Origin of the sequence: Leifsonia sp. NPDC080035, assembly GCF_040050925.1 — a bacterium.
Lineage (GTDB): Bacteria > Actinomycetota > Actinomycetes > Actinomycetales > Microbacteriaceae > Leifsonia.
In genome coordinates, this window is sequence record NZ_CP157390.1 from 578,519 (window position 1) to 602,113 (window position 23,595).

At 73.1% G+C, this 23,595-nt stretch carries 20 protein-coding genes; 13 read left to right on the top strand and 7 right to left on the bottom strand.

Annotated elements, in window-relative coordinates; all coding sequences use genetic code 11:
• Positions 1-32 precede the first annotated feature (32 nt).
• Both AAME72_RS02840 and AAME72_RS02845 read left to right on the top strand, forming a co-directional pair.
• Positions 33-614, top strand: coding sequence for a hypothetical protein (locus AAME72_RS02840; RefSeq protein WP_348788724.1), 582 nt, complete (start codon positions 33-35; stop codon positions 612-614).
• Complete coding sequence (locus tag AAME72_RS02845) at positions 611-1,270, top strand: DUF1684 domain-containing protein (RefSeq protein ID WP_348788725.1); 660 nt, start codon at positions 611-613, stop codon at positions 1,268-1,270. Before AAME72_RS02840 ends, AAME72_RS02845 begins: the two co-directional genes overlap by 4 nt.
• 113 nt (positions 1,271-1,383) lie before the next feature.
• On the opposite strand, the gene AAME72_RS02850 is transcribed toward AAME72_RS02845, so the two are convergent.
• Positions 1,384-3,600 carry a UvrD-helicase domain-containing protein gene (locus AAME72_RS02850; RefSeq protein WP_348788726.1) on the bottom strand — a complete coding sequence of 739 codons (2,217 nt, stop codon included), beginning with the start codon at positions 3,598-3,600 and terminating at the stop codon, positions 1,384-1,386.
• Between the two features lie 203 nt (positions 3,601-3,803).
• Here AAME72_RS02850 and AAME72_RS02855 point away from each other — a divergent pair, with 203 nt between their 5' ends.
• Positions 3,804-5,555, top strand: coding sequence for a DEAD/DEAH box helicase (locus tag AAME72_RS02855; RefSeq protein ID WP_348788727.1), 1,752 nt, complete (start codon positions 3,804-3,806; stop codon positions 5,553-5,555).
• 24 nt (positions 5,556-5,579) lie between these two features.
• Here AAME72_RS02855 and AAME72_RS02860 read toward each other — a convergent pair whose 3' ends face one another.
• From AAME72_RS02860 to AAME72_RS02870, 3 genes are all read right to left on the bottom strand, one after another.
• A complete protein-coding gene (locus AAME72_RS02860) occupies positions 5,580-6,170 on the bottom strand; it encodes a TetR-like C-terminal domain-containing protein (RefSeq protein WP_348788728.1) in 591 nt (196 codons plus the stop codon).
• On the bottom strand, positions 6,163-7,023 hold the full coding sequence (locus tag AAME72_RS02865; protein ID WP_348788729.1) for an alpha/beta hydrolase: 861 nt from the start codon (positions 7,021-7,023) through the stop codon (positions 6,163-6,165). The genes AAME72_RS02860 and AAME72_RS02865 overlap by 8 nt, the downstream gene beginning before the upstream one ends.
• A 161-nt stretch (positions 7,024-7,184) precedes the next feature.
• On the bottom strand, positions 7,185-7,763 hold the full coding sequence (locus AAME72_RS02870; protein ID WP_348788730.1) for an NUDIX hydrolase family protein: 579 nt from the start codon (positions 7,761-7,763) through the stop codon (positions 7,185-7,187).
• Between the two features lie 115 nt (positions 7,764-7,878).
• Here AAME72_RS02870 and AAME72_RS02875 point away from each other — a divergent pair, with 115 nt between their 5' ends.
• The 3 genes from AAME72_RS02875 (at position 7,879) to AAME72_RS02885 (ending at position 14,219) form a co-directional block, all read left to right on the top strand.
• Positions 7,879-8,529, top strand: coding sequence for an alpha/beta hydrolase-fold protein (locus AAME72_RS02875; protein WP_348790198.1), 651 nt, complete (start codon positions 7,879-7,881; stop codon positions 8,527-8,529).
• A gap of 171 nt (positions 8,530-8,700) precedes the next feature.
• The gene (locus AAME72_RS02880; RefSeq protein ID WP_348788731.1) at positions 8,701-13,413 is read left to right on the top strand and encodes an ATP-dependent helicase; all 4,713 of its coding nucleotides are present in this window, start codon (positions 8,701-8,703) and stop codon (positions 13,411-13,413) included.
• Between the two features lie 29 nt (positions 13,414-13,442).
• Positions 13,443-14,219 carry a DNA-formamidopyrimidine glycosylase family protein gene (locus AAME72_RS02885; RefSeq protein ID WP_348788732.1) on the top strand — a complete coding sequence of 259 codons (777 nt, stop codon included), beginning with the start codon at positions 13,443-13,445 and terminating at the stop codon, positions 14,217-14,219.
• Between the two features lie 58 nt (positions 14,220-14,277).
• On the opposite strand, the gene AAME72_RS02890 is transcribed toward AAME72_RS02885, so the two are convergent.
• Entirely contained in the window at positions 14,278-14,859 is a 582-nt protein-coding gene (locus tag AAME72_RS02890) for an NAD(P)H-dependent oxidoreductase (protein WP_348788733.1), read from the bottom strand.
• Positions 14,860-14,954: 95 nt separating this feature from the next.
• On the opposite strand from AAME72_RS02890, the gene AAME72_RS02895 reads away from it, so the two are divergent.
• The 3 genes from AAME72_RS02895 (at position 14,955) to AAME72_RS02905 (ending at position 17,980) form a co-directional block, all read left to right on the top strand.
• Complete coding sequence (locus AAME72_RS02895; protein WP_348788734.1) at positions 14,955-15,479, top strand: hypothetical protein; 525 nt, start codon at positions 14,955-14,957, stop codon at positions 15,477-15,479.
• 25 nt (positions 15,480-15,504) lie between these two features.
• Entirely contained in the window at positions 15,505-16,014 is a 510-nt protein-coding gene (locus AAME72_RS02900) for a MarR family transcriptional regulator (RefSeq protein WP_348788735.1), read from the top strand.
• A gap of 130 nt (positions 16,015-16,144) precedes the next feature.
• Entirely contained in the window at positions 16,145-17,980 is a 1,836-nt protein-coding gene (locus tag AAME72_RS02905; protein WP_348788736.1) for an LCP family protein, read from the top strand.
• A 101-nt stretch (positions 17,981-18,081) separates the two neighbouring features.
• Here the strand turns inward: AAME72_RS02905 and poxB are convergent, their stop codons facing one another.
• Entirely contained in the window at positions 18,082-19,815 is a 1,734-nt protein-coding gene (gene poxB, locus AAME72_RS02910; RefSeq protein WP_348788737.1) for a ubiquinone-dependent pyruvate dehydrogenase, read from the bottom strand.
• Positions 19,816-19,918: 103 nt separating this feature from the next.
• Here poxB and AAME72_RS02915 point away from each other — a divergent pair, with 103 nt between their 5' ends.
• Both AAME72_RS02915 and AAME72_RS02920 read left to right on the top strand, forming a co-directional pair.
• Positions 19,919-20,551 (top strand): ScbR family autoregulator-binding transcription factor, encoded by a 633-nt coding sequence (locus AAME72_RS02915; protein WP_348788738.1) that lies wholly within the window; start codon positions 19,919-19,921, stop codon positions 20,549-20,551.
• Positions 20,552-20,805: 254 nt separating this feature from the next.
• Positions 20,806-21,183: a DUF3566 domain-containing protein gene (locus AAME72_RS02920; protein WP_348788739.1), complete on the top strand. Its 378-nt coding sequence runs from the start codon at positions 20,806-20,808 to the stop codon at positions 21,181-21,183.
• On the opposite strand, the gene AAME72_RS02925 is transcribed toward AAME72_RS02920, so the two are convergent.
• Entirely contained in the window at positions 21,164-21,793 is a 630-nt protein-coding gene (locus AAME72_RS02925; protein ID WP_348788740.1) for a TetR family transcriptional regulator, read from the bottom strand. The two genes, AAME72_RS02920 and AAME72_RS02925, sit on opposite strands and share 20 nt — an antisense overlap.
• 65 nt (positions 21,794-21,858) lie before the next feature.
• On the opposite strand from AAME72_RS02925, the gene AAME72_RS02930 reads away from it, so the two are divergent.
• The gene (locus AAME72_RS02930) at positions 21,859-22,500 is read left to right on the top strand and encodes a biotin transporter BioY (protein WP_348788741.1); all 642 of its coding nucleotides are present in this window, start codon (positions 21,859-21,861) and stop codon (positions 22,498-22,500) included.
• Positions 22,497-23,594 carry a class I adenylate-forming enzyme family protein gene (locus AAME72_RS02935; protein ID WP_348788742.1) on the top strand — a complete coding sequence of 366 codons (1,098 nt, stop codon included), beginning with the start codon at positions 22,497-22,499 and terminating at the stop codon, positions 23,592-23,594. Before AAME72_RS02930 ends, AAME72_RS02935 begins: the two co-directional genes overlap by 4 nt.
• The last annotated feature ends 1 nt before the right edge of the window (position 23,595 follow it).

The window sequence follows — 23,595 nt, forward strand, 5'->3', positions numbered from 1 at the left end:
ATGGCACGATCGACAGCCCGCATCCACCCGGGATGAGCGACACTGGTCCGGTGAAGGTCCTGCTGAAACTCATCCTGGACTGCGATCCGGACGCCGCCTGGCGCGCGCTGCAGAGTCCGACCGCGTTCCGCGAGGTCGCTCTGCCGTGGCTGGACTTCCGCTCCGGCGAGGCCGGCGGGTTCCCGACGACCTGGGGCGGCGGCGAGCACCGGGTGACGGTGAAGGCGCTCGGCGCGTTCACCGTCGGAACGCAGGCGATCCGGCTGGACACCCTGCGGTCGGCCGATCCGCGGGAGAGCGCGACGCGCATCCTGCGGGACAGCGGGGGCGGCACCAGCGGCATGCTCGGCGCGCTGCCGCGGCTGGACCACCGGATGGCCATCGCGCCCGACCCGGCGGGGCCGGACGAGAACGGCCGCCTGCGCACCCTCTACCGTGATCGGCTGATCGTGCGCGCCGGCGTCCTCACCCCGATCGCCTGGTACACCCTCTGGGCGTTCTGGCAGTGGCGCGGCGTGCGCCTGCGTGCCCTGGCGCCCACCTGGGCCTACGATCCGGAAAGCGACCCGGAGCGCGTCCCCGCCGCGCAGCCGGCCCCCGAGGAGGAACGATGACCGACGCCACGACCGCTTCGACCCGTTCGGTGACTGCGGTGCAGACCGCCGACTGGCGGCGCCGCGTGTTCGCGCTCTACGCCACGGTGCGCAGGATGGCCGCGACCGACCCAGCGGAGGCGCACGCCCACTGGATCTCCTGCCGCAACGATCTGTTCTCCTCGCACCCGGCCTCCCCCCTCCTCGACGAGGACCGCGCGCAGTTCGCCGGGTTGCCGGTGGTCGCATACGACCCGGACTGGCGGTTCGAGCTCACGATCGTGCCGGCGACGGAGTCCCGGCGCATGGATGTGGAGACCGGCACGGACGGCGTCGTGCCGTTCGAGCTGCTCGGCACGGTGCGTGTCCCGCTCGCCGGGAGCCTGGACGTCTGGCGCCTTGCCTCCTACGGCGGCGGCCTGTTCGTGCCGGTCAAGGACGCCCTGGCCGGGCGGAAGGGCGGCACCTACGGCGGCGGCCGCTACCTCATCGACACCATCAAGGGCGCCGACCTCGGCGCGGACGCGGTGGACGGGGAGGCGACCCTGGTGCTCGACTTCAACTTCGCGTACAACCCGTCGTGCGCGTACGACCCTGCCTGGGCGTGCCCGCTCGCGCAGGCAGGGAACACCCTCCCGGTCGAGGTCCCCGTCGGCGAGCGCTACGCCGGCGCCTGAACACCGGGGCCCGGGACCCGGGACCCGGGACCCGGGCCGACATTTGCGCCAAATCGTGGCCTTGACGCGTTCAGAAGCACGATTTGGGGCAAATGTGTGGAGGGGCTGCGGGGCTAGGGCACCTCGACGAGCGTGAGGCGCTGGGTCGGGCGGGTCATGGCCACGTAGAGGGATGCGGCGCCGCGGCTGCTCTCCGCGGCGAGCGCCGCCGGGTCGGCGAGGACGACCGCGTCGAACTCCAGTCCCTTCGCCTCGTAGCCGGTCAGCACGGCGATCGGCCGGGTCAGGCCCGCGGCGCCGCGGGCGGCATCGGCGCCGAAGCGCTCGCGCACCGCCGCCTCCACCTCGGCGACGGCGGCCTCGGGCGCGATGACGGCGAGGGTGCCCTGCGCATCCACCATCCTGTCGTGCTCGACCGCCGCCGTGACGGCTCCGGCGAGGTCGCCGCCGGCAGGCACCCGGCGGATCGGCCAGTCGCCTTCGCGCACGGCGCGCGTCGGGGTGATCGGCAGCCCGGCGGCCACCGCGATGCGCTCGGCCTCGCGGGTGATCTGGGCGGGCGTGCGGTAGTTGACGGTCAGCTTCTCGAGGCGCCAGGCGTCCTTGAACACCGGACGCAGGGCCGCGTCCCAGCTGGTCGCACCGGCGGCCGAGGCGACCTGGGCGATGTCGCCCACGATCGTGAACGACTTCATCGGGCAGCGGCGCAGCAGCACCCGCCACTGCATCGGCGAGAGCTCCTGGGCCTCGTCCACGACCACGTGCCCGTATGTCCAGGACCGGTCGGCGGCAGCGCGCTCGGCGGTGGTGCCGCGGTCCACCCGCTCTGCGAAGCCGTCGGCCAGCTGCTCGGCGCTCACCAGGCCCTTGACCCCCATGTTGGCGATGGCGGCGCGGGCGTTCTCCAGGTCGCGCTTGCGCTGCCGCTCGCGCTCGCGATCGGCGGGGTCCGGACGCCCGGGGAAGTCGCCGAGCAGCTCCGCCGCCTCGTCGAGCAGCGGGACGTCGGAGACGGTGAACGGCGCGGTGCGGTCGCGCTGCAGCGCCCCCCGCTGCCCGTCCGTCCAGCGCGGGGTCAGCTCCGCCAGCCACGCCGGGCGGGCGTACAGGTCCTGCAGCAGCTTCTGCGGGGTGAGTGGCAGCCAGGCCGTGTTCAGCAGCACGCGGACGTCGTAGGACGTGCGCAGATCCTCGCGCAGCACCTTCAGGTCGGCGTCGTCGATGGTGGAGCCGGCCGCCCGGAGCTGCGCCGCCAGCTGGTCGGTCAGCTCGGCGAGGGCGTGCTTGACGAAGGTGACCCGAGCGACGTTGTGCGGCTTGCCGGTGCGCTGCGCCTTGGCGATCGCGCGCTGGACGAGCTCGGGCTGGACGACGAGCCGCTCGTTGTCGACGACGATGGTCTGCTCCTCGGCGGGAGCCTTCTGCCGCGACCTGACCGCGCGGGAGAGCAGCCGCGCCATCGACGCGTCGCCCTTGAGCCGCGCCGCCTCGGCGTCGTCCACCGCGGTCGCCTCGACGCCGGGGAACAGCTCGCCGAGGCTCTGCATCACGACGCCGGTCTCGCCGAGCGAGGGCAGCACGGCTTCGATGTAGCGCAGGAACGCGTTCGACGGCCCGACGACGAGCACCCCGGAGGAGCTGAGCCGCTGCCGGTTGGCGTACAGCAGGTAAGCGGCGCGGTGCAGCGCCACCGCCGTCTTGCCCGTGCCGGGACCGCCCTGCACGACGAGCGCGCCGCGGATGTCGGAGCGGATGATCCTGTCCTGCTCGGCCTGGATGGTCGCGACGATGTCGTGCATCCGGCCGGTGCGCTGCGCGGTCAGGGCGGCGAGCAGTGCGCCCTCGCCCTGGACGTGCTCCCCCGCGTCGGCGCCGTCGAGCAGCGCCTCGTCGAACACCTCGTCGTCGATGCGCTGCACCTGACGTCCGCTCATCGTGAGGTGTCGCCGCGCACGCACGCCCATCCGCTCGCTCGCGGTCGCCTGATAGAACGCGCTGGCCTGCTGGGCGCGCCAGTCCACGAGCAGGGAGCGCTGGTCGTCGTCGCGCAGACCGATGCGGCCGATGTAGCGGTGGTCGGTGCCGTCGACGACCTCCTCCAGCAGCAGTCGGCCGAACACGAGCCGCGCATCCACCTCCCGGAGCTGCACGAGCTGGTCTTCGTAGAGCTGCGCGAACGCGTCGCGCTCGCTGCGCGCCTGGTGGTTTCCGCCGACGCTCTCCCGGCGCACGCGCGTGAGTCTCTCCGCCGTCTCGACCCGCAGCGCATCAAGGCGCTCGTACAGGCCGGCGACGACGGCGCGTTCCCGATCGAGTTCCGATTCCTGCACGCGCGAACCACCTTCCGATTCCGGGCCGACAGTCTACGACCTCCGGCCGCGAAGAGGCTCCCAGCCAGACCCGATAGGATGGGTGCTTCAGCACTGCTGACCAGCGCGAGCGCCGGGCGGGGCCCCGCCGCGCACCTCATCTCTCCGGCGAACGGCTGCGCATCGCGCCGCCGCGCCCATCTTCGATGCCCGAAAGGCACCCTGTGACTCTCCCTACCTTCGCCGACCTCGGCGTGCCCGCACCCCTTCTCGACGTCCTCGCGGCCGACGGCAAGACCGAGCCGTTCCCCATCCAGGCCGACACCCTGCCCGACACGCTCGCCGGACGCGACGTGCTCGGCCGCGGCAAGACCGGCTCCGGCAAGACCATCGCGTTCGCCCTGCCGCTCGCCGCTCGGCTCGGTGCGCCGCGCGCCGACGGCTCGCGTCCGCGCCGGGTCGCCCGCCGGCCCCGCGGCCTGGTGCTCGCCCCGACCCGCGAGCTCGCCACCCAGATCGACGCGACCCTCAAGCCGCTGGCGGAGGCGCTTGGCCTGCGCACGACGACCATCTTCGGCGGCGTCTCGCAGAGCCGTCAGGTGACGGCGCTGCAGGGCGGCGTGGACATCGTGGTCGCCTGCCCCGGCCGCCTCGACGACCTGATGAAGCAGGGCTTCGTCTCGCTCGACCAGGTCGAGCTGACGGTGCTCGATGAGGCCGACCACATGGCCGACCTCGGATTCCTGCCCACCGTGACGCGCATCCTGGACAAGACGCCGGCGGACGGCCAGCGCCTGCTGTTCTCGGCGACGCTCGACAACGGCGTGGACAAGCTCGTCAAGCGCTTCCTCACGAACGAGGTGCTGCACTCGGTGGACGAGGCGACCAGCCACGTCGAGGCGATGACGCACCACGTGTTCGAGGTGGCCGACCAGGACGAGAAGAAGCACCTCGTGCAGGCGCTCGCCTCGGGCCGCGGCCGCCGCATCCTGTTCACCCGCACCAAGCACCAGGCGAAGCGGCTCGCCAAGCAGCTGACCTCCGCGGGCATCCCGGCCGTGGACCTGCACGGCAACCTCAGCCAGGGCGCGCGCGACCGCAACCTCGCGGCGTTCGGCGACGGCTCGGTCCGCGTGCTCGTCGCGACGGATGTCGCCGCGCGCGGCGTGCACGTCGACGACGTCGAGCTGGTCGTGCACGTGGATCCGCCCGCGGAGCACAAGGCGTACCTGCACCGCTCCGGCCGCACCGCGCGCGCCGGCAGCGCCGGTGACGTCGCGACCGTCATGCTCCCCGAGCAGCACGGCGACGTGAAGGCGCTGCTGCGCGCCGCCGCGATCGCAGCGAAGCCGCAGAAGGTCACGGCGGCCTCGACGGCGGTCGTCGATCTGGTCGGCGACCCGGCGCCGCACGTTGCGCCGGCACCCGTCTCGGCGCCCGCGGGCGGCGGTGGCGGCGGCCGGGGCGGCAACGGCGGCGGTGGACGCGGTCGCGGTGGCAACGGCGGCGGCGGACGCGGGCGAGGCGGCAACGGCGGCGGCGGACGCGGGCGAGGCGGCAACGCCGGAGGTCGCGGCGGCGAGGGCGGCTCCGCTGCCGGTCGCGGCCGCGGAGCCGAGGCCGAGGGACGCCGTGGCGGCGAGGCCGAGCGCGGGAACGGAGCCGCCGAGCGCGGCGGCCGGTCCGACGCGGGCGCCGGCGGCGGCAGGCGACGTCGCGGCCGCGGCGGCCAGGGCGGCAACGCCCAGGCCGGCGGTCACGGTGGCGCCCAGGGCTCCTCGCACGCCGGCAGGGGCGGTCAGTCGGGCTCCGGCGGGCACGGCGCCCGCGGAGGCGACGCGGCTGCGCCCACCGGGAACCGTCGCAGGAACGGCGGCTCCGGCGAGGGTGGTCAGCGCTCCGGCGGCATGCGCGTCGGCGACCTCGTCAACGCGGGCACCACCCGCGGCCGGGGCACCCGGCGCGCCCGCGGCTGATCGTCGCAGCAGCCGTCGTCGGCGTCAGCCGGCCTCGGCGAGCGCGGCCACGCCCACCACGATCCCGTCGATGAGCAGCCGGTAGCTGCGGTCCAGGTCCTCCGGGAGGCCGAACCCTCCCGTCAGCTCGAGGATGACGAAGCCGTGGACGGCGCTGCGCAGCATCCTGATCGCGTCGATCATCGAGTCCTCCGGCAGCCCGAATCCGCGCAGCGCCGCGGCGAGCACCGCTATGGTGCGCGCCGCGGCCGACGCGAGGTCGGCGTCCGCATCGTCGGACAGGTCCGGCGCCACCTGCGTCGACGCGTACCGCCCGGGATGCCGCCCGGCGTAGTCGCGCATCGCGTCCGCCGCTGAGTGCAGCGCGTCGGGGCCGGAGCGTCCGATCGTCGCCGCCGCCAGCACCCGGGTCAGCTCCTCGACGGATGCGGTCGCGACGAGACGGCGCAGGTCGTCGAGCGAGGCGACGTGCTTGTAGAGGCTGGGCACCGCGACGCCCGCGCGGGCGGCGACGGCGGCGAGGGTCAGCCGGTCGAACCCGCCCGCGCCCCCCTCGTCCACCAGGTCGAGGGCGACGGAGGTGACGGCGGCGCGGGTGAGACCGACCCTAGGCACGCGCGCCCCAGCCGTCCTCGCGCCGGCGCCGGAGGAAGTCGAGCGTCGCCGGCAGCACCACGTCGGGGCGCTGGGCGTGCGGGTAGTGCGCAGCCTCCGGCACGCGGACGACCTCGGCACCGAGCGACTCGATCCACGCCGCCTCGGCGGCAGGGTCCTTGTAGTCCGGGTCTAGCTCGCCGACGAAGGCGAGCATCGGGGCGGACACCTCCGGCAGGCGCGGCTCGACGACCGAGTGCGTCAGCTGCAGCGTGAGGCGCCGGAACGAGCGCAGCCGGCCGGGTTCGGACAGGCTCGCGCGGAGCGCAGCGACGTGCTCGCCGAGCCACGGAGCCGTGCGTCCCTTGTTCAGCGTGGAACGGTAGTAGGCGGCCCAGGCCCGCGCTCCCCAGGGGCGGGCGAAGAGCACGCGGTACATCCCGTGGAGGGCGGCGACGGTCGCACGACCCATCGCGGGGTCGCGCAGCAGCGGGCCGTAGAGGGCGAGACCGGCGATGGCGTCGGGTCGTTCGGCGGCCGCCCAGGCCGCAGCGGCTGCACCCATCGAGTTGCCGAGCACCACGGCGGGACCGCCGAGCTCGTCGATCAGCGCGAGGAGGTCGCCGCCGGTGGCGATGTCGCCGAACTCGGTGAAGGTCGTGTCCGACTGGCCGTGCGCCCGCAGGTCGGTGACGGCCACGCGGTAGCCGGCGTCGAGGAGGGGGCGGACGAGCTCCCGGTAGCTGGAACGGAGATCGCCCATCCCGGGGACGGCGACGACGAGCGGACCGGAGCCCTCGACGGTGTAGCTGATGCGTCCCTCTGGGCGCTGCAGGTAGTGGACCTGCTCGGCGATGGAAGTGTTCATAGCCATAAAGCTAATACTATTAGCTTTTGAGCGCAAGAGGGACGTCGTGAGGGGCACGTTTGTCGCTTTCGGGCGCGAAAAGTGACAACGAGGTGCCCCTCGGGGGACCGCGAGCGCGCGGGGCGGGTGGGTGGAGGGGGTGACGGGGCGGCGCGGGGGCGCCGCGCTCAGGAGACCCGGCCGACGGAGGCCATGGCGGCCTTGACGAGGGCGCCGCGGCCGCCCTCGAGCTCCTCGCAGACGGTCGGGGAGACCGCCTCCTCCGGCGTCATCCAAGTGATCTCGAGAGCATCCTGCCGGGGCTCGCACGTGCCGGTGACGGGGACGACGTAGGCCAGCGAGACGGCGTGCTGACGCTCGTCGGTGAACGGCGAAACCCCGGGCATCGGGAAGTACTCGGCGACCTGGAAGGGGACGGGGCTCGCCGGCAGGAGCGGGAACGCCATCGGGCCGAGGTCCTTCTCCAGGTGACGGAACAGGGCCTCCCGGAGCGTCTCGCCGTACATCACGCGCCCGGAGACCAGCGTGCGGGTGATCTCGCCGACGGCGTTCGCGCGCAGCAGGACGCCGACCTCGGAGACCTGACCGAGGCCGTCCACCCGCACCGGGACCGCCTCCACATAGAGCAGGGGCAGGCGCCTGCGCACCTGCTCCAGCTCGATGTCGCTCAGCCAGGCCGGGCCCGGCTGGACGCCGTCGCCGGGCAGGTCGGGGGTGGGGTCCGGGTCCGGAGTGCGCACGCTCATGGGTCGATCCTACGGAAGCACCACCGCCCGCGACACGGGGGCCAGGTCGATCTGTGCATGAGGGCCACTCGCTCGGGGGCTGTGGAGGAGCATCCACGTGAGCGCACAATGGAGGGTGCCGTTCCCCACCCCCGACCTCCATATCGACCGTGATGCCGTGCTCTGGTCCGCCGGTGAACGCGACCGGGCCGACCGGCCGCGGCTGGTGCTGCTGCACGGCTACGCGTCCGACGAGGCGGACCTGTTCGGGATCGCGGCGTACCTCCCGCTGGAGCCGGTGATCGCGTCCCTCCGCGCGCCCATCCCGGAAGGCCCGGGCTTCGCCTGGTTCTCCCGGTTCATCAACGTGCCGGGCGATCCGCTCGCCGGCAACGCCGACGCCGCCGCCCGCGCCGTCCTCGACTGGCTGGACGACCAGCCGCCTGCGCCGACGGGACTGCTCGGCTTCTCGCAGGGCGGCGCGCTCGCGCTGCAGCTGCTGCGCCTCGCGCCCGAACGCTTCGCGTACGCGGTGAACCTCTCCGGCTTCGTCGTTCAGGGCCGTCACGAAGGGGACGCGACCCTCGCCGAGCGCCGCGTCCCGGTGTTCTGGGGCCGCGGCACCGGCGACGACACGATCCCGGCCGTCTCCGTCGACCGCACGTCGCAGTGGCTCCCGGAGCACAGCGCGCTCGACGCCCGCATCTACGAGGGCCTCGGCCACGGGATCTCGCCGCTGGAGCTCGGCGACATCTCCTCGTTCATCCGCACGCACCTCCCCCGCTGACCGCCGCCGTCGGGGTTCACCCTCGCCGTCCGCGCCCTTCCACCGGCGATTCGTCACGAATGCGCGCCGTTCGTGACGAATCGCGCCCATTCGTGACAAAACGATCCGAGCACAACGTCGACGACGGCTCCCGCCCATCGCGCTGTCGGTGGGCGGGTGGAGGATAGAGGGATGAGCGACGTGCTCGACCGGTTCTCCCCCGCGACCCGCGACTGGTTCCGCGGGGCGTTCGCCGCGCCGACACCCGCGCAGGAGGGAGCGTGGGATGCGATCTCGCGCGGCCGGCACGCACTCGTCATCGCGCCGACCGGCTCCGGCAAGACGCTCGCCTCCTTCCTCTGGGCGATCGACCGGCTGTCCTCCGAGGAGCGCACGAAGCCCGGCACCCGCGTCCTCTACATCTCGCCGCTCAAGGCGCTCGGCGTCGACGTCGAACGGAACCTCCGCGCACCGCTCGTCGGCGTCACGCAGACGGCCAAGCGCCTCGGCGCCGAGCCGCCGCACGTGAGCGTCGGCGTCCGCTCCGGCGACACGCCGTCCTCCGACCGCAGGGCGCTCGTGGCGAACCCGCCCGACATCCTCATCACGACCCCCGAGTCGCTGTTCCTGATGCTCACCTCGCAGGCGCGCGAGACGCTCGCCACCGTCGAGACCGTCATCGTCGACGAGGTGCACGCCGTCGCCTCGACCAAGCGCGGAGCCCACCTCGCCCTCTCCCTCGAACGCCTGGATGCGCTGCTCGAGAAGCCCGCACAGCGCATCGGGCTGTCCGCGACCGTCCGCCCGCCGGAGGAGGTGGCGCGCTTCCTCGGCGGCCGCTCCCCGGTGGAGGTCGTCGCCCCGCCCGCCGGCAAGCGGTTCGACCTGCGCGTGGTCGTGCCGGTGGAGGACATGAGCGAGCTCGGCACCTCCACGTTCGCGAGCGACAACGACGACGGCTCGGCGCCGCAGGCCGGATCGATCTGGCCGCACGTCGAGGAGGCGATCGTGGACCGGGTGCTCGAGCACCGGTCGTCCATCGTGTTCGCGAACTCCCGGCGGCTGGCCGAGCGGCTGACGGCCCGGCTCAACGAGATCTACGAGGAACGTGTCCTCGGCGGCGAGGCGGAGGCCCCCGGCCGACCGGATGCGGCGGCGGGCAGGCGCGCGCCGGCCGAGCTGATGGGCGGCTCCGGGCAGACCCAAGGATCGCAGGCCGTCGCCGACGATGCGGAGTCCCTGGTGCTCGCGCGCGCCCACCACGGCTCCGTGAGCAAGGAGCAGCGCGCCCTCATCGAGGACGATCTGAAGACGGGCCGGCTGCGCTGCGTCGTCGCCACCTCCAGCCTCGAGCTCGGCATCGACATGGGCGCTGTGGATCTGGTGGTGCAGGTGGAGGCCCCGCCCTCGGTCGCGAGCGGGCTGCAGCGCGTCGGCCGGGCCGGCCACCAGGTGGGCGAGGTGTCGCGCGGCGTGGTCTTCCCCAAGCACCGCGCCGACCTCATCCACTCGGCGGTCGCGACCGAGCGGATGGTCGGCGGGCTCATCGAGACGCTGCGGGTGCCGGCGAACCCGCTGGACATCCTCGCCCAGCAGACGGTGGCGGCCACGGCCCTCGAACCGATCGACGCGGACGAGTGGTTCGACACCGTCCGCCGCAGCGCCCCGTTCGCCACGCTGCCGCGGAGCGCCTACGACGCGACGCTCGACCTGCTCGCCGGCCGTTACCCGTCCGACGAGTTCGCCGAGCTGCGGCCGCGCATCGTCTGGGACAGGGACGCGGGCACCCTCACCGGACGGCCCGGGGCGCAGCGGCTCGCCGTCACCAGTGGCGGCACGATCCCGGACCGTGGGCTGTTCGGCGTCTACATGGTCGGCGAGAAGGCGAGCCGCGTCGGCGAGCTCGACGAGGAGATGGTCTACGAGTCCCGGGTCGGCGACGTCTTCGCGCTGGGCTCGACGAGCTGGCGCATCCAGGAGATCACCCACGACCGGGTGCTCGTCACGCCCGCGTTCGGCGAGCCGGGGCGCCTGCCGTTCTGGAAGGGCGACGGCATCGGCCGGCCAGCCGAGCTCGGCGCGGCGGTGGGCGCGTTCGTGCGGGAGCTGAGCACGGCGTCCCCGGCGGACGCCGAGCTGCGTTGTGTCGAAGCGGGCCTGGACGGCAACGCGACCACCAACCTGCTCGCCTTCCTGACCGAGCAGAAGGAGGCGACCGGACACGTCCCGACGGACCGCACGCTGGTGGTCGAACGCTTCCGCGACGAGCTGGGCGACTGGCGCGTCGTGCTGCATTCCCCGTACGGCATGCAGGTGCACTCCCCGTGGGCCCTGGCGGTGCAGGCGCGGGTGCGCGAGCGTTACGGGATCGACGCTGGGGCGATGGCCGCCGACGACGGCATCATCGTGCGCATTCCCGACACGGAATCCACTCCCCCGGGCGGCGAGCTGTTCGTGTTCGAGCCGGCCGAGCTCGACGAGCTGGTGACGCTGGAGGTCGGCGGATCGGCGCTGTTCGCCTCCCGGTTCCGGGAGTGCGCGGCTCGCGCGCTGCTGCTCCCCAAGTACAACCCCGGCAAGCGATCGCCGCTCTGGCAGCAGCGCCAGAAGGCATCGCAGCTGCTGGACGTCGCGCGCAAGTACCCGAGCTTCCCGATCATCCTGGAGACGGTGCGCGAGTGCCTGCAGGACGTCTACGACCTGCCGGCGCTGGACGCCGTGACCCAGGAGATCGCGCAGCGCCGCATCCGGCTTGTCGAGACCAGCACGGAGTCGGCGTCGCCGTTCGCGCGGTCGCTGCTGTTCGGCTACGTCGCCGCGTTCATGTACGAGGGCGACAGCCCGCTCGCCGAGCGCCGGGCCGCCGCCCTGTCGCTGGACGCCGGTCTGCTGGCCGAGCTGCTCGGTCGTGCGGAGCTGAGGGAGCTGCTCGACCCGGCGGTCATCGAGCGGGTGGAGCGGCAGCTGCAGCGCCTCGATCCCGAGCGCCGGGTGCGCGGGCTCGAGGGCGTCGCCGACCTGCTCCGGCTGCTCGGGCCGCTGAGCGCGGAGGAGGTCGCGGCCCGGCTGCAGGGCGACGCCGAGGCAGCCGACGCGCGGCCCACCGAAGATTCCGCGGCGGATGCCGAGCTCGAGGCCGACGCGGCGGCCGCCCCGCCCGCCGCCACCGTCGCCACCGCGGAGGAGCACCTCGCCTCTCTGGTCGGCGCCAAGCGCGCCCTGCGCGTGACGATCGCCGGTCACGAGCGCTACGCCGCCATCGAGGACGCCTCCCGGCTCCGGGACGCGCTCGGCGTGCCGCTGCCGATCGGCGTCCCCGTCGCGTTCATCGAGCCCGTCGACGACCCGCTCGGCGACCTCGTCAGCCGCTACGCCCGCACCCACGGCCCCTTCGAGACCGGCGACATCGCCGCCCGCTACGGGCTCGGACCGGCGATCATCCACGACGCGCTTCGCCGCCTCGGCCACGACGGCCGGGTCGTGGAGGGCGAGTTCCGTCCGCACGCGCACGGCAGCGAGTGGAGCGACGCCGAGGTGCTGCGCAGGCTCCGCCGGATGTCGCTCGCGGCGCTCCGGCACGAGGTGGAGCCGGTGGACACGCCGACGCTGGCGCGCTTCCTCCCGGACTGGCAGCACGTCGGGTCGACCCTGCGCGGAGTGGATGCGGTCGCCTCCGTCATCGAGCAGCTCGCCGGGGCGCGCATCCCGGCGTCCGCGTGGGAGTCGCTGGTGTTGCCGAGCCGGGTCTCCGACTACAGCCCGGCGATGCTCGACGAGCTGACCGCCACCGGCGAGGTGATCTGGGCCGGCGACGGCACCCTGCCGGGCAACGACGGCTGGATCAGCCTCCACCTCGCCGACGCGGCGCCGCTCACCCTCGCCCCGCCCGCCGACGACGAGCCGGACGAGCTGCAGCGCGGCGTGCTCGCCGCGCTGTCCAGGGGCGGCGGATACTTCTTCCGGCAGCTCTCGGACACGCTCGGCGCCGAGGTGGGCCAGACCATCGACGACGACGTGCTGGTGACCGCGCTGTGGGACCTGGTCTGGGCCGGCCTCGTCACCAACGACACGCTCGCGCCGCTGCGCACGCTGACCGGCAGCGGCTCCGCCGCCCACAAGCGGCCCCGCCAGCCGACGCGTTCCCGGATGTACCGCGGCCGGGTCGCGACGCGCTCCGCGATGGTGACCAGGATGGGGCCGCCGACGGTCGCGGGACGCTGGTCGCTGCTTCCCGAGCGCGACCTGGACTCGACCGTGCGCGCGCACGGGCAGGCAGAGACGCTGCTCGACCGGTACGGTGTCGTCACACGCGGCTCCGTGATGAACGAGGGCACGCCGGGCGGGTTCGCACTCGCCTACAAGGTGCTGAGCGGTTTCGAGGAGACCGGGCGCGCGCGCCGCGGCTACTTCGTGGAGACGCTGGGAGGCGCGCAGTTCGCGAGCGGGCCGACCGTCGACCGGCTGCGCGGCTTCGCCCGCGACCACACCCAGCCGCGGCCCTACGAGGCCGTGGCGCTCGCGGCGACCGACCCGGCGAACGCGTACGGCGCCGCGCTCCCCTGGCCCGCTGTGCCGCAGGCCGAGGGAGGGACGGAGGGCGGCACCGGGCACCGGCCGGGTCGGAAGGCCGGGGCGCTCGTCGTGCTCGTCGACGGCGACCTCGTCCTGTACGTCGAGCGCGGCGGCAAGAGCCTGCTCTGCTTCGCCGATCAGCAGGACGCCGAGGCGCGCCCGGCGCTCGATGCCGCATCCCGTGCCCTCGCCGGGCTGGTGACCGCGCGCCGCGTGGACAAGCTGGCCGTGGAGACCGTGAACGGCGCGTTCGTGCTCGGCACGCCGCTCGGCGACGCGCTCGGTCAGGCCGGCTTCCTCCCGACACCGCGCGGGCTGCGGCTGCGAGGATGACGGGGTGACACGGAGCGACGGAGCGGCCGGTGCCTGAGGGCGACACCGTCTACCAGGTTGCGAAGCGCCTGCGCGCGGCCCTCGCCGGACGCACGCTGACGGCCACCGACTTCCGGGTGCCCGCGTACGCGACGGTCGACCTCTCCGGCCGGCGCGTGGAGGAGGTGCTGAGCCGCGGGAAGCACCTGCTGATGCGGGTCGGCGACGTCACCATCCACAGCCACCTCAAGATGGAGGGCTCGTGGGAGGTGTACCCGCGCGGCGGCCGCTGGCGGCATCCCGGCCACCAGGCTCGCGCCGTGCTGAAGACCGAGGACAACGACGTCGTCGGCTTCCTGCTCGGCGTGCTGGAGGTGCTGCCGCGCGACCGCGAGCAGGAGGCGGTCGGGCATCTCGGCCCCGACCTGCTCGGACCGGACTGGGACGCCGCGGAGGCGGTCGCCCGGCTGTCCGCGCATCCGGAGGCGCCGGTCGCGGTCGCGTTGCTCGACCAGCGCAACCTCGCCGGAGTTGGGAACGTGTTCGCCAACGAGATCTGCTTCGTCCGCGGGATGCTGCCCACCCGCCCGGTGGGAGAGGCCGACGTCCCTGCGACCGTCGACCTCGCCCACCGGATGCTGGTGGCGAACCGTGACAGGACCGTCCGGGTCACCACCGGCGACACCCGCCGCGGCCGCAACACCTGGGTGTACGGCCGCGAGGGTCAGCCTTGCCGGCGCTGCGGAACGCTCATCCAACGGTCGAGCCTCGGCAGGACCGAGCTGGAGGAGCGGGTCAGCTACTTCTGCCCGGTCTGCCAAAGCTGAGCGCGCCGGGTCGGACGCGCCGGGTCGGACCGGCCCCGACGCGGTTGCGGCGAGCGGCTCAGGCGGCCGCGTCCTCCTCCTGCTCGCCCTGACGCACGGTGGCGAGGGCGGCGGACCACGACTCGAGCTGGTCGAAGAGCGGGGTGAGGCCGGCGACCTTGTCCGCGCCCGGCTTCAGCTGCCAGTTCTCGAAGTCGTGCGCGAGGCTGAGACCGACGAAGGCGCTCACGGTCGCGACCTGCAGCTGCGAGAGCACGAGGCGCAGGTGCTCGACGGCGCGGGCGCCGCCGAAGACGCCGTAGCTTACGAAGCCGGCCGCCTTGTTGTACCACTCGGCCCCGACGAAATCGATCGCGTTCTTGAGCGCGCCCGAGGTGCTGTGGTTGTACTCCGGGGTGACGAACAGATACCCGTCGAACTCGGCGATCTTCGCCGCCCACGCCTTGGTGTGGTCGTTCGCGTACTGGCCGGCCGCGGCGGGCATCGGCTCGTCGAGGTGGGGCAGGTTCCAGTCGGCGAGGTCGACGAGCTCGTACTCGACGCCGTCCCGCTGCTGCGCGTGCTCGAGAACCCAGCGGGCGACGGACTCACCGTTGCGGCCCGGGCGCGTGCTGCCGATGATGATCGCGATCCTGGTCATAGGGGAAACCTCCTGAATAGTTGATGCGTCACCTTCCGCGAACCTCGGCCCGGCGCCGACTATTCCCGTCGCCGGGCATGCCCTAGGCTCGCCGCATGTCTGACGACGCGCGACTCCCAGCGGACGCCACGGAAGAGGAGCGCAGGGAGGCGGGCGACCGGCTCCGTGAGCGCATCTACGTCACATTCACCGCGCTGGCGATCCTGATGGCGCTGAACGCCCACGGCGAGCACCTCGATCCCGGAACCGTGCTCTGGACGCTGCTGATCTCGGTCGTCGGTGTGCTGCTGGCGGGCCTCGCCTCCGACCTCGTCTCGCACATGATCGCGCACAACACGCTGCCCTCCGCCCGCGAGTTCCGGCACATGCTGGCCGTCGCATCCCGCGCGCTCGGCGTGCTCGTGGTGCCCGCGGTGATGCTGCTGCTCGCGCTGTTCGGCGTCGTGCAGGTGCGCACGGCGATGGTCGTGGCGATCGTCGCGCTCATCGCGTCGCTCGCCGTGGTGGCTCGGATCGCCGTCTCGCGCGCGGGCATCGCCGGCTGGAAGCAGCTCGTCGTGCTGGCCGTGCTCGTCGCGCTCGGCGTGCTCGTCGTCTTCCTGGAGCAGCTGGCCCACTGAGCGCCCCGCCGTGCGAGGATGGCGTATGCCCACCGCGCGCACACGGCCCGATCCGCGCAAGCTGACGGCCGAGGAGGAGGAGCTCTTCCACGCGTTCTACCTGATGCGCAGGGGATTCGACCGGACGCTCGATGCGCAGCTGCAGCGCGATGACGGCATCTCGATCTCGGAGCTCGAGGTGCTGATGGCGCTGGTCCGATCGCCGGGACGCCGCCTGCGGGTGCGCGACCTGGTCGAGCTGACGGGCTGGGAGAAGAGCCGGATCTCGCACCAGGTGACGAGGATGGAGGCGCGCGGCCTCGTCGAGCGCCAGGACTGCGCCGAGGACAGGCGGGCCACCTGGATCGCGCTCACCGGCGATGGCCGTCGCGTGGTGGTTCGCGCGCTGCCCGGGCACACCAAGACCATCCGCCGCATCCTGTACGACGCCCTGACGGCCGAGCAGCAGGACGAGCTGCTCGCCATCGCGCAGCGGATGACGGACGCGATGGACGAGGAGGCCGGAGGATCCCGCGACGCGGCCGCCGGCGCGTGAGGGTTCTCGCAGGCTGACCGTCAGGCAGGCCGCGGCGTCGCTGAGAGCCCGGCGCGGAAAAGCTGGTGATTCCTCGGGAACACCGCGGGAAACCAGGGGGTTCGCAGCGTCGGACCTCTAGCGTTCTGCTGTGCGACGTCCGAACATCCCCGCAGCCGGCGACTCCGGCGCCGACGGCTCCCGCGACCGCGAGGAGCCGCCGACCCGCGTCTTCGACAGCGCGCCGTCCGCCGATCCGCGCCGTCCGGTGCGGGCGACGCGTCCGGCCTCCGGCGTCCCGTCCGGTCGCCGTGGCGGCGCGGGAGCGGCCGGTGGCGCGGGAGCGGCCGGTGCGGCGGGAGCCGGTGGTGTGGCGAGCGCGGACGGCTTCGACCCCTTCGGGCTCGGCGGCGGACGCGGCGACGGCGGGTCCGGCGGGTACGGGGACGGCGGCTACGGAGGCGGCGGGCACGACGGCGGCTCCGGCGATGACGGCAGCGGCGGCGGACCGGGCGACCGCGGCGGTCGCGGCGGTCGTGGCAAGCGCACCCGCAAGCGCACGCGGGCCAAGCGCATCATCGCGTGGACGGCGGGCGCCCTCGCCGTGCTGCTCGTGGTCCTCGGCGGCTACGCCGCCTACAGCTACTTCCGCTTCGTCGGCGGCGTGACGCACGTCAACGTCATCGACGACGCGAACAAGCCCAAGAACGATGTCGACGGCCAGGACCAGAACATCCTGCTTGTCGGCGACGATCACCGGCCGGACGGCGCGACCCAGGCTCAGCTGGACCAGCTGAGCACCACCGAGGACGGCGGCGGCACCAACACCGACACGATGATGGTGCTGCACATCCCGGCGAACGGGAAGTCGGCGACGCTCATCTCGCTGCCGCGCGACTCGTGGGTGGAGGTGCCCGGCCACGGGATGAACAAGCTCAACTCCGCGTTCTCCCTCGGCGGCGGAGGCAGCGACCCGACCAGCGGCGCCAAGCTGCTCATCCAGACCGTGCAGAACCTGACCGGGCTCACGATCGACCACTACGTGCGGGTCTCGCTCCTCGGCTTCTACACGATCGCCCAGGCGCTCGGGCCGGTGCAGGTCTGCCTCAACAATGCGGTCGACGACCCGTACTCGGGGGCGAAGTTCCCGGCCGGCGTCTCGACGCTGGACGCCAAGCAGGCGCTCTCCTTCGTCCGCCAGCGCCACGGCCTGCCGCGCGGCGATCTCGACCGCGTCGTGCGCCAGCAGTACTTCCTCTCCGTGGAGGCGCACAAGTTCCTCTCCGCGGGCACCCTGCTGAACCCCGGCAAGCTCACGAACGTGCTGGATGCGGTCAGCGGATCCCTGGAGACCGACCCCGGACTCAACTTCCTGCAGCTCGCCGCGCAGCTGCAGGGCCTCACCGGCGGCAAGATCCAGTCGGCGACCATCCCGATCAGCGGCACCCCGACCATCACGGTGGACGGCGAGGACCTCTCGATCGTGGAGGTCGACACCGCCGCGATGCCCGCGTTCATCCAGGGACTGATGGGCACCCCGAGCGCATACGACGACGCGAAGGCCGCCAAGCCGGCCGACACCACGGTCACCGTACTGAACGGCGGCAGCGCGAACGGCGCGGCGACGCAGGCCACGCAGACGCTCGCCTCCGCGGGCTTCAAGACCGGGACGCCGGGCGACGCGGACACCCAGACGACCACGATCATCAAGTACCCGAAGGGCCAGGAGGCGCAGGCGAAGGCGGTCGCCGCCTACGTCGCGGGCGCCGGCGTGCAGGAGACGTCGTCCGTCAGCGGCGTGACGCTCGTGCTCGGCGACGACGGAAAGATGCCCGCGGCGCCGACCGCGGGCGGCTCGACGGGCGGCTCCGGCGGCGGGTCAGGCGGCTCCGGCTCCGGCGGCTCGGGAGGCTCCACCGCCCCCAAGCCGGCCCCGACTCCCACCGGCCCCGCCACGAACTACTCCGACACGGTCTGCATCAACTGACCCCGCCCCGAAACCGCCGAGTACGCAGACAATCCGCGTACTCGGCCGTTTCGGGCCGGCTTTCTGCGTAGTCGGTAGCTTGCCTGCGGGACGGGCGCGGGTCAGTCGAAGAGGCGGCGGAAGACGTTCGTGTCGGCGAGGTCGATGAGCTCGTCGCCGCGGCCCGACATGATCGTCCGCAGCGCGTAGAGGGTGAAGCCGCCGACCTGCTTGGCGGTGATCGCCGGCGGGATGCTCAGCTCCTGACGCGCCGTGACCACATCCACGAGCGCCGGGCCGTCGTGGGCGAACGCTGTGCGCAGCGCGCTCTCCAGCTCGTCCGGCTTCTCCACCCGCTGCCCGTGGATGCCGACCGCCTGCGCCACGCGGGCGAAGTCCGGGTTCTCGAGCCCCGTGCCGTAGGTCACGAAGCCCGCCGCCTTCATCTCCACCTCGACGAAGTTCAGCGACGAGTTGTTGAACACCACGATCTTCACCGGCAGTCTGTTCTGGACCAGGGTCAGCAGCTCCCCCATCAGCATCGCGAGGCCGCCGTCCCCGGCGAGCGCGACCACCTGGCGCTCGGGGAACGCCGTCTGCGCGCCGATCGCCTGCGGCAGGGCGTTCGCCATCGTGCCGTGGTTGAACGAGCCGATGAGCCGGCGCGATCCATTCATCCGCAGGTACCGGGCGGCCCACACGACCGGCGAGCCGACGTCCGGGATGAACACCGCATCCTCCGCGGACAGTTCGCTGATCAGCCGCGCGACGTACTGCGGGTGGATGGGCGTGCGATTCCTGTCGTTGACCGCGAGGTCGTCCAGGCTCTTGCGCGCCTTGGCGTAGTGCGCGCGCGATGACTCGAGGTGCTTGGCGTCCGAGCGCTTCGTCAGCCGCGGCAGCAGTGCCTCGATCGTGTCCTTCACGCTGCCGACGAGTCCGAGGTCGACCGGCGTCCTGCGTCCGAGGTTCTCGCCCCGGATGTCCACCTGGATGATCGTCGCCTTGGACGGATAGAACTGCTGATACGGGAAGTCGGTGCCGAGCATCAGCAGGGCGTCACAGCTCTCCATCGCCCGGTAGCCGGACGAGAAGCCGAGCAGGCCGGTCATCCCCACGTCGTACGGATTGTCGTACTCGACGAACTCCTTGCCGCGCAGCGCGTGCACGACCGGGGCCTTCAGCGCCGCGGCGATGTCGATCAGCTGCGCGTGCGCGCCCTCCGCTCCGGCGCCGGCGAGGATCGTGACCTTCTTCGCGCCGTTCAGGACCGCGGCGGCCGCGTCCAGCTCGGCGTCGCTCGGCCGCGTCACCCGCGGCGAGTACGTGATGGGCGCGGACTTGCGGCGGCCGGCCGCGTCGGCGAGGAAGATCTCGCCCGGGATCACGACGACGGCCACACCGCGCCGCTCCACCGCCGTGCGCATCGCGATCTCCAGGATGCGCGGCAGCTGCTCCGGCATGCTGACGATCTCGCTGTACACGGAGGCCTCGCGGAAGAGATCCTGCGGGTGCGTCTCCTGGAAGTAGGTGCTGCCGATCTCGGCGCCGGGGATCTGCGCGGCGATCGCGAGCACGGGCACGCGGCTTCGGTTGGCGTCGAACAGCCCGTTGATGAGGTGCAGGTTGCCCGGCCCGCAGCTGCCGGCGCAGACCGCCAGCTCACCGGTGAGCGCGGCCTCCGCCGCCGCGGCGAACGCCGCCGCCTCCTCGTGCCGCACGTGCTCCCAGGTCACGTCCCCGGCGCGCCGGAGCGCGTCGGTGAAGCCGTTGAGGGAGTCACCGGGGATTCCGTAGACGCGTTTCACCCCCGCGTCCCTGATGATCTCCACGATGGTGTCGGCAACGGTCGGCATGCGGGTGCTCCCCTCGCTCGGATGCTGGATACCGCCAAACCTACGCTGAGAGAGGAACTCGCACATCCCGCACATAGCAACGGCGGGTTAACGTGTAGGCGTCATGGTCAAGCAGTCGCGTGCTCTCGTCACCCGTGACGCCATCGTCCGTGGCGCCGCCGAGGTCTTCCGCGACCGCGGATACGGGCTCGCGTCCATCGCCGACATCGCCTCGGCGGCGGGCATGACCAAGGGCGCGCTCTACTTCCACTTCGCGTCGAAGGACGAGCTGGCCCGCGCCGTCATCCACGAGCAGCACCAGCGCACGATGGCCGCGTCCGCCGAGATCGTCGCGGAGGGCAGGCCCGCACTGGAGACGATGGTGCTGCTCAGCCGCAGCCTCGCGCACCAGTTGCTGGAGGATCCCGTCGTGCAGGCGGGCATCCGGCTCACCACGGACGTGTCCACGTCGGCCGAGCCCGTCGTCGAACCGTACGAGGACTGGTTCCGCACCGGCGAGGAACTGTTCCGTCGCGGGATCGAGGAGGGCGACGTCGCTCCGACCGTCGACCCGGCGATGCTCGGGCACTTCCTGTCGCCCGCGTACACCGGCGTGCAGCTGGTCTCGGAGACGCTCACCGGCCGCGCCGATCTGCTGCGGCGCGTGCGCGAGCTCTGGATCGTGCTCTTGCCCGGGATCGTCCGGGCCGAGCGCCTGGACGCGTTGCGCGGTCTGGCGGACCTCGTCACGGAGTGAGGTCGCGCGTGAGCGCGATCCCCGCGGAGAAGTACGCCCGACCGCCGTCCCCCCATCGACTGCACCGGCAAGGCCGGCTCCCGTCACGACGTCGGTCGGGCGTCCCCCGCGCGTCCAGCATACACGGTAACCGGTCGATCGGTTTGTTTCGCGGGGCAGGGCGTGCGGGACACCCGCCGCGCGGCCGGTACACTTGCGCGAGGGGATCCGGCGTACGACGGACGTGACACGAGCACCATCCTGGGGAGGCCGCCATGTCGGCGAAGAAGAAGCAGACCAAGCGGGCGACCATGCGCCTGGTCTACATCGACTTCTGGTCGGCGCTGAAGATGTCGTTCCTGGTCAGCCTCGTGCTCGCCGTGATCACCGTCGTCCTCGCGCTCCTGTTCTGGGAGGCGCTCGACCGCCTCGGCGTCGTCAAGACCGTCAGCGACCTGCTGGAGAGCATCGCCGGCGACCAGGGCACATCGCTCGTCTCCGGCCTGACGTTCCCGAACGTGATGACATTCACGCTCGTCGTCGCGCTGCTGGAGGTGTTCGTCGTCTCCGCGCTCGGCGCCATCTTCGCCGCCCTGTTCAACCTCGCGACCACCGCCGTGGGCGGCTGGAAGGTCACCTTCGGGAGCGACTGAGCTCCAGCCCACCGACGAACAGGCCGACACCGAACGCGAACTCGGCCGCGGGGTCGTCGTCCTCGGCCGGCGCAGCGCCCGCATCGGAGAGCACACCGATCGAGTCGTACTGCATCCGCTGCTGCTCGTGCGAGACGTGGCCGAGCACGAAGTGCAGGAGCGCGGTGGCGGCGCGGCCCGAGGTCGCGTCGTCGAACCCGCCCGCGGCGACGGCGGCGGCGAGCCGGTCGTGCGCGAGCGTCGAGCCGAGGCCGAGCGCGAGCGTACTGGCAACGACCTCGGCGCCGTCGCGGTAGGCGAGCAGCGCATCCCGCAGCGCCGCGGCCTCGGCACGCACGCCGGACATCCCGTCGCCCGGAACGGCAGCGGCGCTGTCCGCGGGTGCGGCGACGCGGCGCACGGCGGCCTGCGCGACGATCCGGTCGGCCAGCTCGGCGAGCAGCGTCTGCTTGTTGGGGAAGTGCCAGTACAGCGCGCTCGGCTGCACGTCGAGCGCGGCGGCGAGCCGGCGCATCGTCAAGTCGGGGAGACCGTAATCGTCGAGGATGCGCAGGGCCGTCAGCGCGACATCGTCGCGGGTGTGCCTGCGGCCGCTTTCGTTTCCCGTCACGTCATCACTATAGTGAACACCGTTCAGGTGAACAGTGTTCAGGTGTAACCGACGAAGGAATCCCGATGACCACCTCCCCCGCTCCCGCCGGCCGCACGCGCCTCCGGCGACTGGACGCCACCGACCTCGCGCGCGTGGCGGTCTTCGCCGCAGTCGTCGCGGTGCTCGGCCTCCCCGGCGGTTTCACCGTCTTCGGCTCGGTGCCCATCACCGCTCAGACGCTGGGTGTGATGCTGGCGGGCGCGATCCTCGGGCCCTGGCTCGGCGCGCTGTCGATGACGGTCCTGCTCGCGCTCGTCGCGGTCGGGCTGCCGCTGCTGGCCGGCGGCCGCGGGGGCATCGGCGTGTTCGTCGGCCCCTCGGCAGGCTACGCGCTCGGCTGGATCGTCGGCGCGCTCGTCATCGGGCTGATCGTGCACGCCGGCGGACGCAAGCCCGCGCCCTGGCGGACCGCGCTGGGCATCGCCGTCGGCGGCATCCTGGTGATCTACGCCGTCGGCATCCCGGTGCAGAGCCTCGTCACCCGCCTGCCGCTCGGCCCGACCGCGCTCAGCAGCCTGGTCTTCGTGCCGGGCGACATCGTGAAGGCAGTCATCGCCACCGCGATCGTCACGACGCTCGTGCGCGCCTACCCGCGGGCCTTCCGCCGGGTCTGGGCGGTTCGGCCGGCCGAGGTGCCGGCGCGGGACGCCGCGCCCGTGCCGTGATCGTCGTCATCGACCCCGCCGAGGGGGGCCTGCTGGAGCGGCTGCGGGCGGTCAGAGCCGCCGGGGACGCACCCCTCGTCGGCGACCCGCGCTGGCCGGCCGCGCAGTGGGACGCGGTCCGCGCGACCGCCGCGGCCGCGCGTCCCGGGCACGACATCGGCTGGGCGACGCTGACCTCGGGGAGCAGCGGATCCCCGCGGATGGTGCTGCGCACCGAGGAGTCGTGGGCCGCGTCGTACCACGCGGTTTCCGGCTACCTTCGTGCGGCCGCCGGCGGCACGGTCGCGCTGCCCGCACCGCCCGCGTCCTCTCTGACGCTGTTCTCGCTCGCGCACGCTCTCGGCGGCGGCCCCCGGCCGCTGCTCGGCGCGGTGGACGACGCCGCCACCTGCCTGCACGGGACACCGCAGGCGCTGCGCGCCGTCCTCGATCGCGGCGTCCCCTGCGGGCTGCGGTCCGCTCTGGTCGGCGGTTCGCACCTCGATGGTGCCCTCCGCGCCCACGCGGACGCCGCCGGCATCCGCGTGACCTCCTACTACGGCGCGGCGGAGCTGTCGTTCGTCGCGGTGGACGAGGGCGACGGGCTGCGCGCGTTCCCCGGAGTCGAGCTCCGCATCCACGACGGCGTGCTCTGGGTGCGCTCCCCGTACATCGCCGCCGGATACGCGAGGGGCGACGGCTCCGGGCCGCTCCGCCGGGACGGCGAATGGGCGTCGGTCGGCGACCGCGCCGCCCTCGACGGCGGACGCCTCCGGCTGCTCGGGCGAGCGGACGACGCCATCCTGAGCGCGTCGGCGACCATCGTGCCCGAGGAGGTGGAGGCGGTGCTGCGCGCCGTACCCGGCGTGCGCGACGTCCTGGTGTTCGGGCTGCCGCGCGAACCGGTCGGCGCGCTGGTCGCCGCGCTCGTCGAGGCGGACGGCGTGGTCCCGCTCCCGGAGCTCCGCGCCGCCGCCGCCGCACGGCTGTCGCCAGCGCACCGGCCGCGACGGTGGTACGCCGGACCGCTGCCGCGCACCTCCTCGGGCAAGCCGGCCCGGGCGGAGGCCGCACGGCTCGCGACCGACGGGCAGGTGGACCGTGTCGGCTCCTGAC

Bases quoted from the DNA above. Each gene is read 5' to 3' on its own strand.
- AAME72_RS02880 (WP_348788731.1), top strand. From the start codon at position 8,701: ATGAGCGACGTGCTCGACCGGTTCTCCCCCGCGACCCGCGACTGGTTC.
- AAME72_RS02900 (WP_348788735.1), top strand. From the start codon at position 15,505: ATGCCCACCGCGCGCACACGGCCCGATCCGCGCAAGCTGACGGCCGAG.
- AAME72_RS02865 (WP_348788729.1), bottom strand. From the start codon at position 7,023: ATGGCTATGAACACTTCCATCGCCGAGCAGGTCCACTACCTGCAGCGC.
- poxB (WP_348788737.1), bottom strand. From the start codon at position 19,815: ATGCCGACCGTTGCCGACACCATCGTGGAGATCATCAGGGACGCGGGG.
- AAME72_RS02895 (WP_348788734.1), top strand. From the start codon at position 14,955: ATGTCTGACGACGCGCGACTCCCAGCGGACGCCACGGAAGAGGAGCGC.
- AAME72_RS02890 (WP_348788733.1), bottom strand. From the start codon at position 14,859: ATGACCAGGATCGCGATCATCATCGGCAGCACGCGCCCGGGCCGCAAC.
- AAME72_RS02915 (WP_348788738.1), top strand. From the start codon at position 19,919: ATGGTCAAGCAGTCGCGTGCTCTCGTCACCCGTGACGCCATCGTCCGT.
- AAME72_RS02840 (WP_348788724.1), top strand. From the start codon at position 33: ATGAGCGACACTGGTCCGGTGAAGGTCCTGCTGAAACTCATCCTGGAC.
- AAME72_RS02920 (WP_348788739.1), top strand. From the start codon at position 20,806: ATGTCGGCGAAGAAGAAGCAGACCAAGCGGGCGACCATGCGCCTGGTC.
- AAME72_RS02930 (WP_348788741.1), top strand. From the start codon at position 21,859: ATGACCACCTCCCCCGCTCCCGCCGGCCGCACGCGCCTCCGGCGACTG.
- AAME72_RS02870 (WP_348788730.1), bottom strand. From the start codon at position 7,763: ATGAGCGTGCGCACTCCGGACCCGGACCCCACCCCCGACCTGCCCGGC.
- AAME72_RS02845 (WP_348788725.1), top strand. From the start codon at position 611: ATGACCGACGCCACGACCGCTTCGACCCGTTCGGTGACTGCGGTGCAG.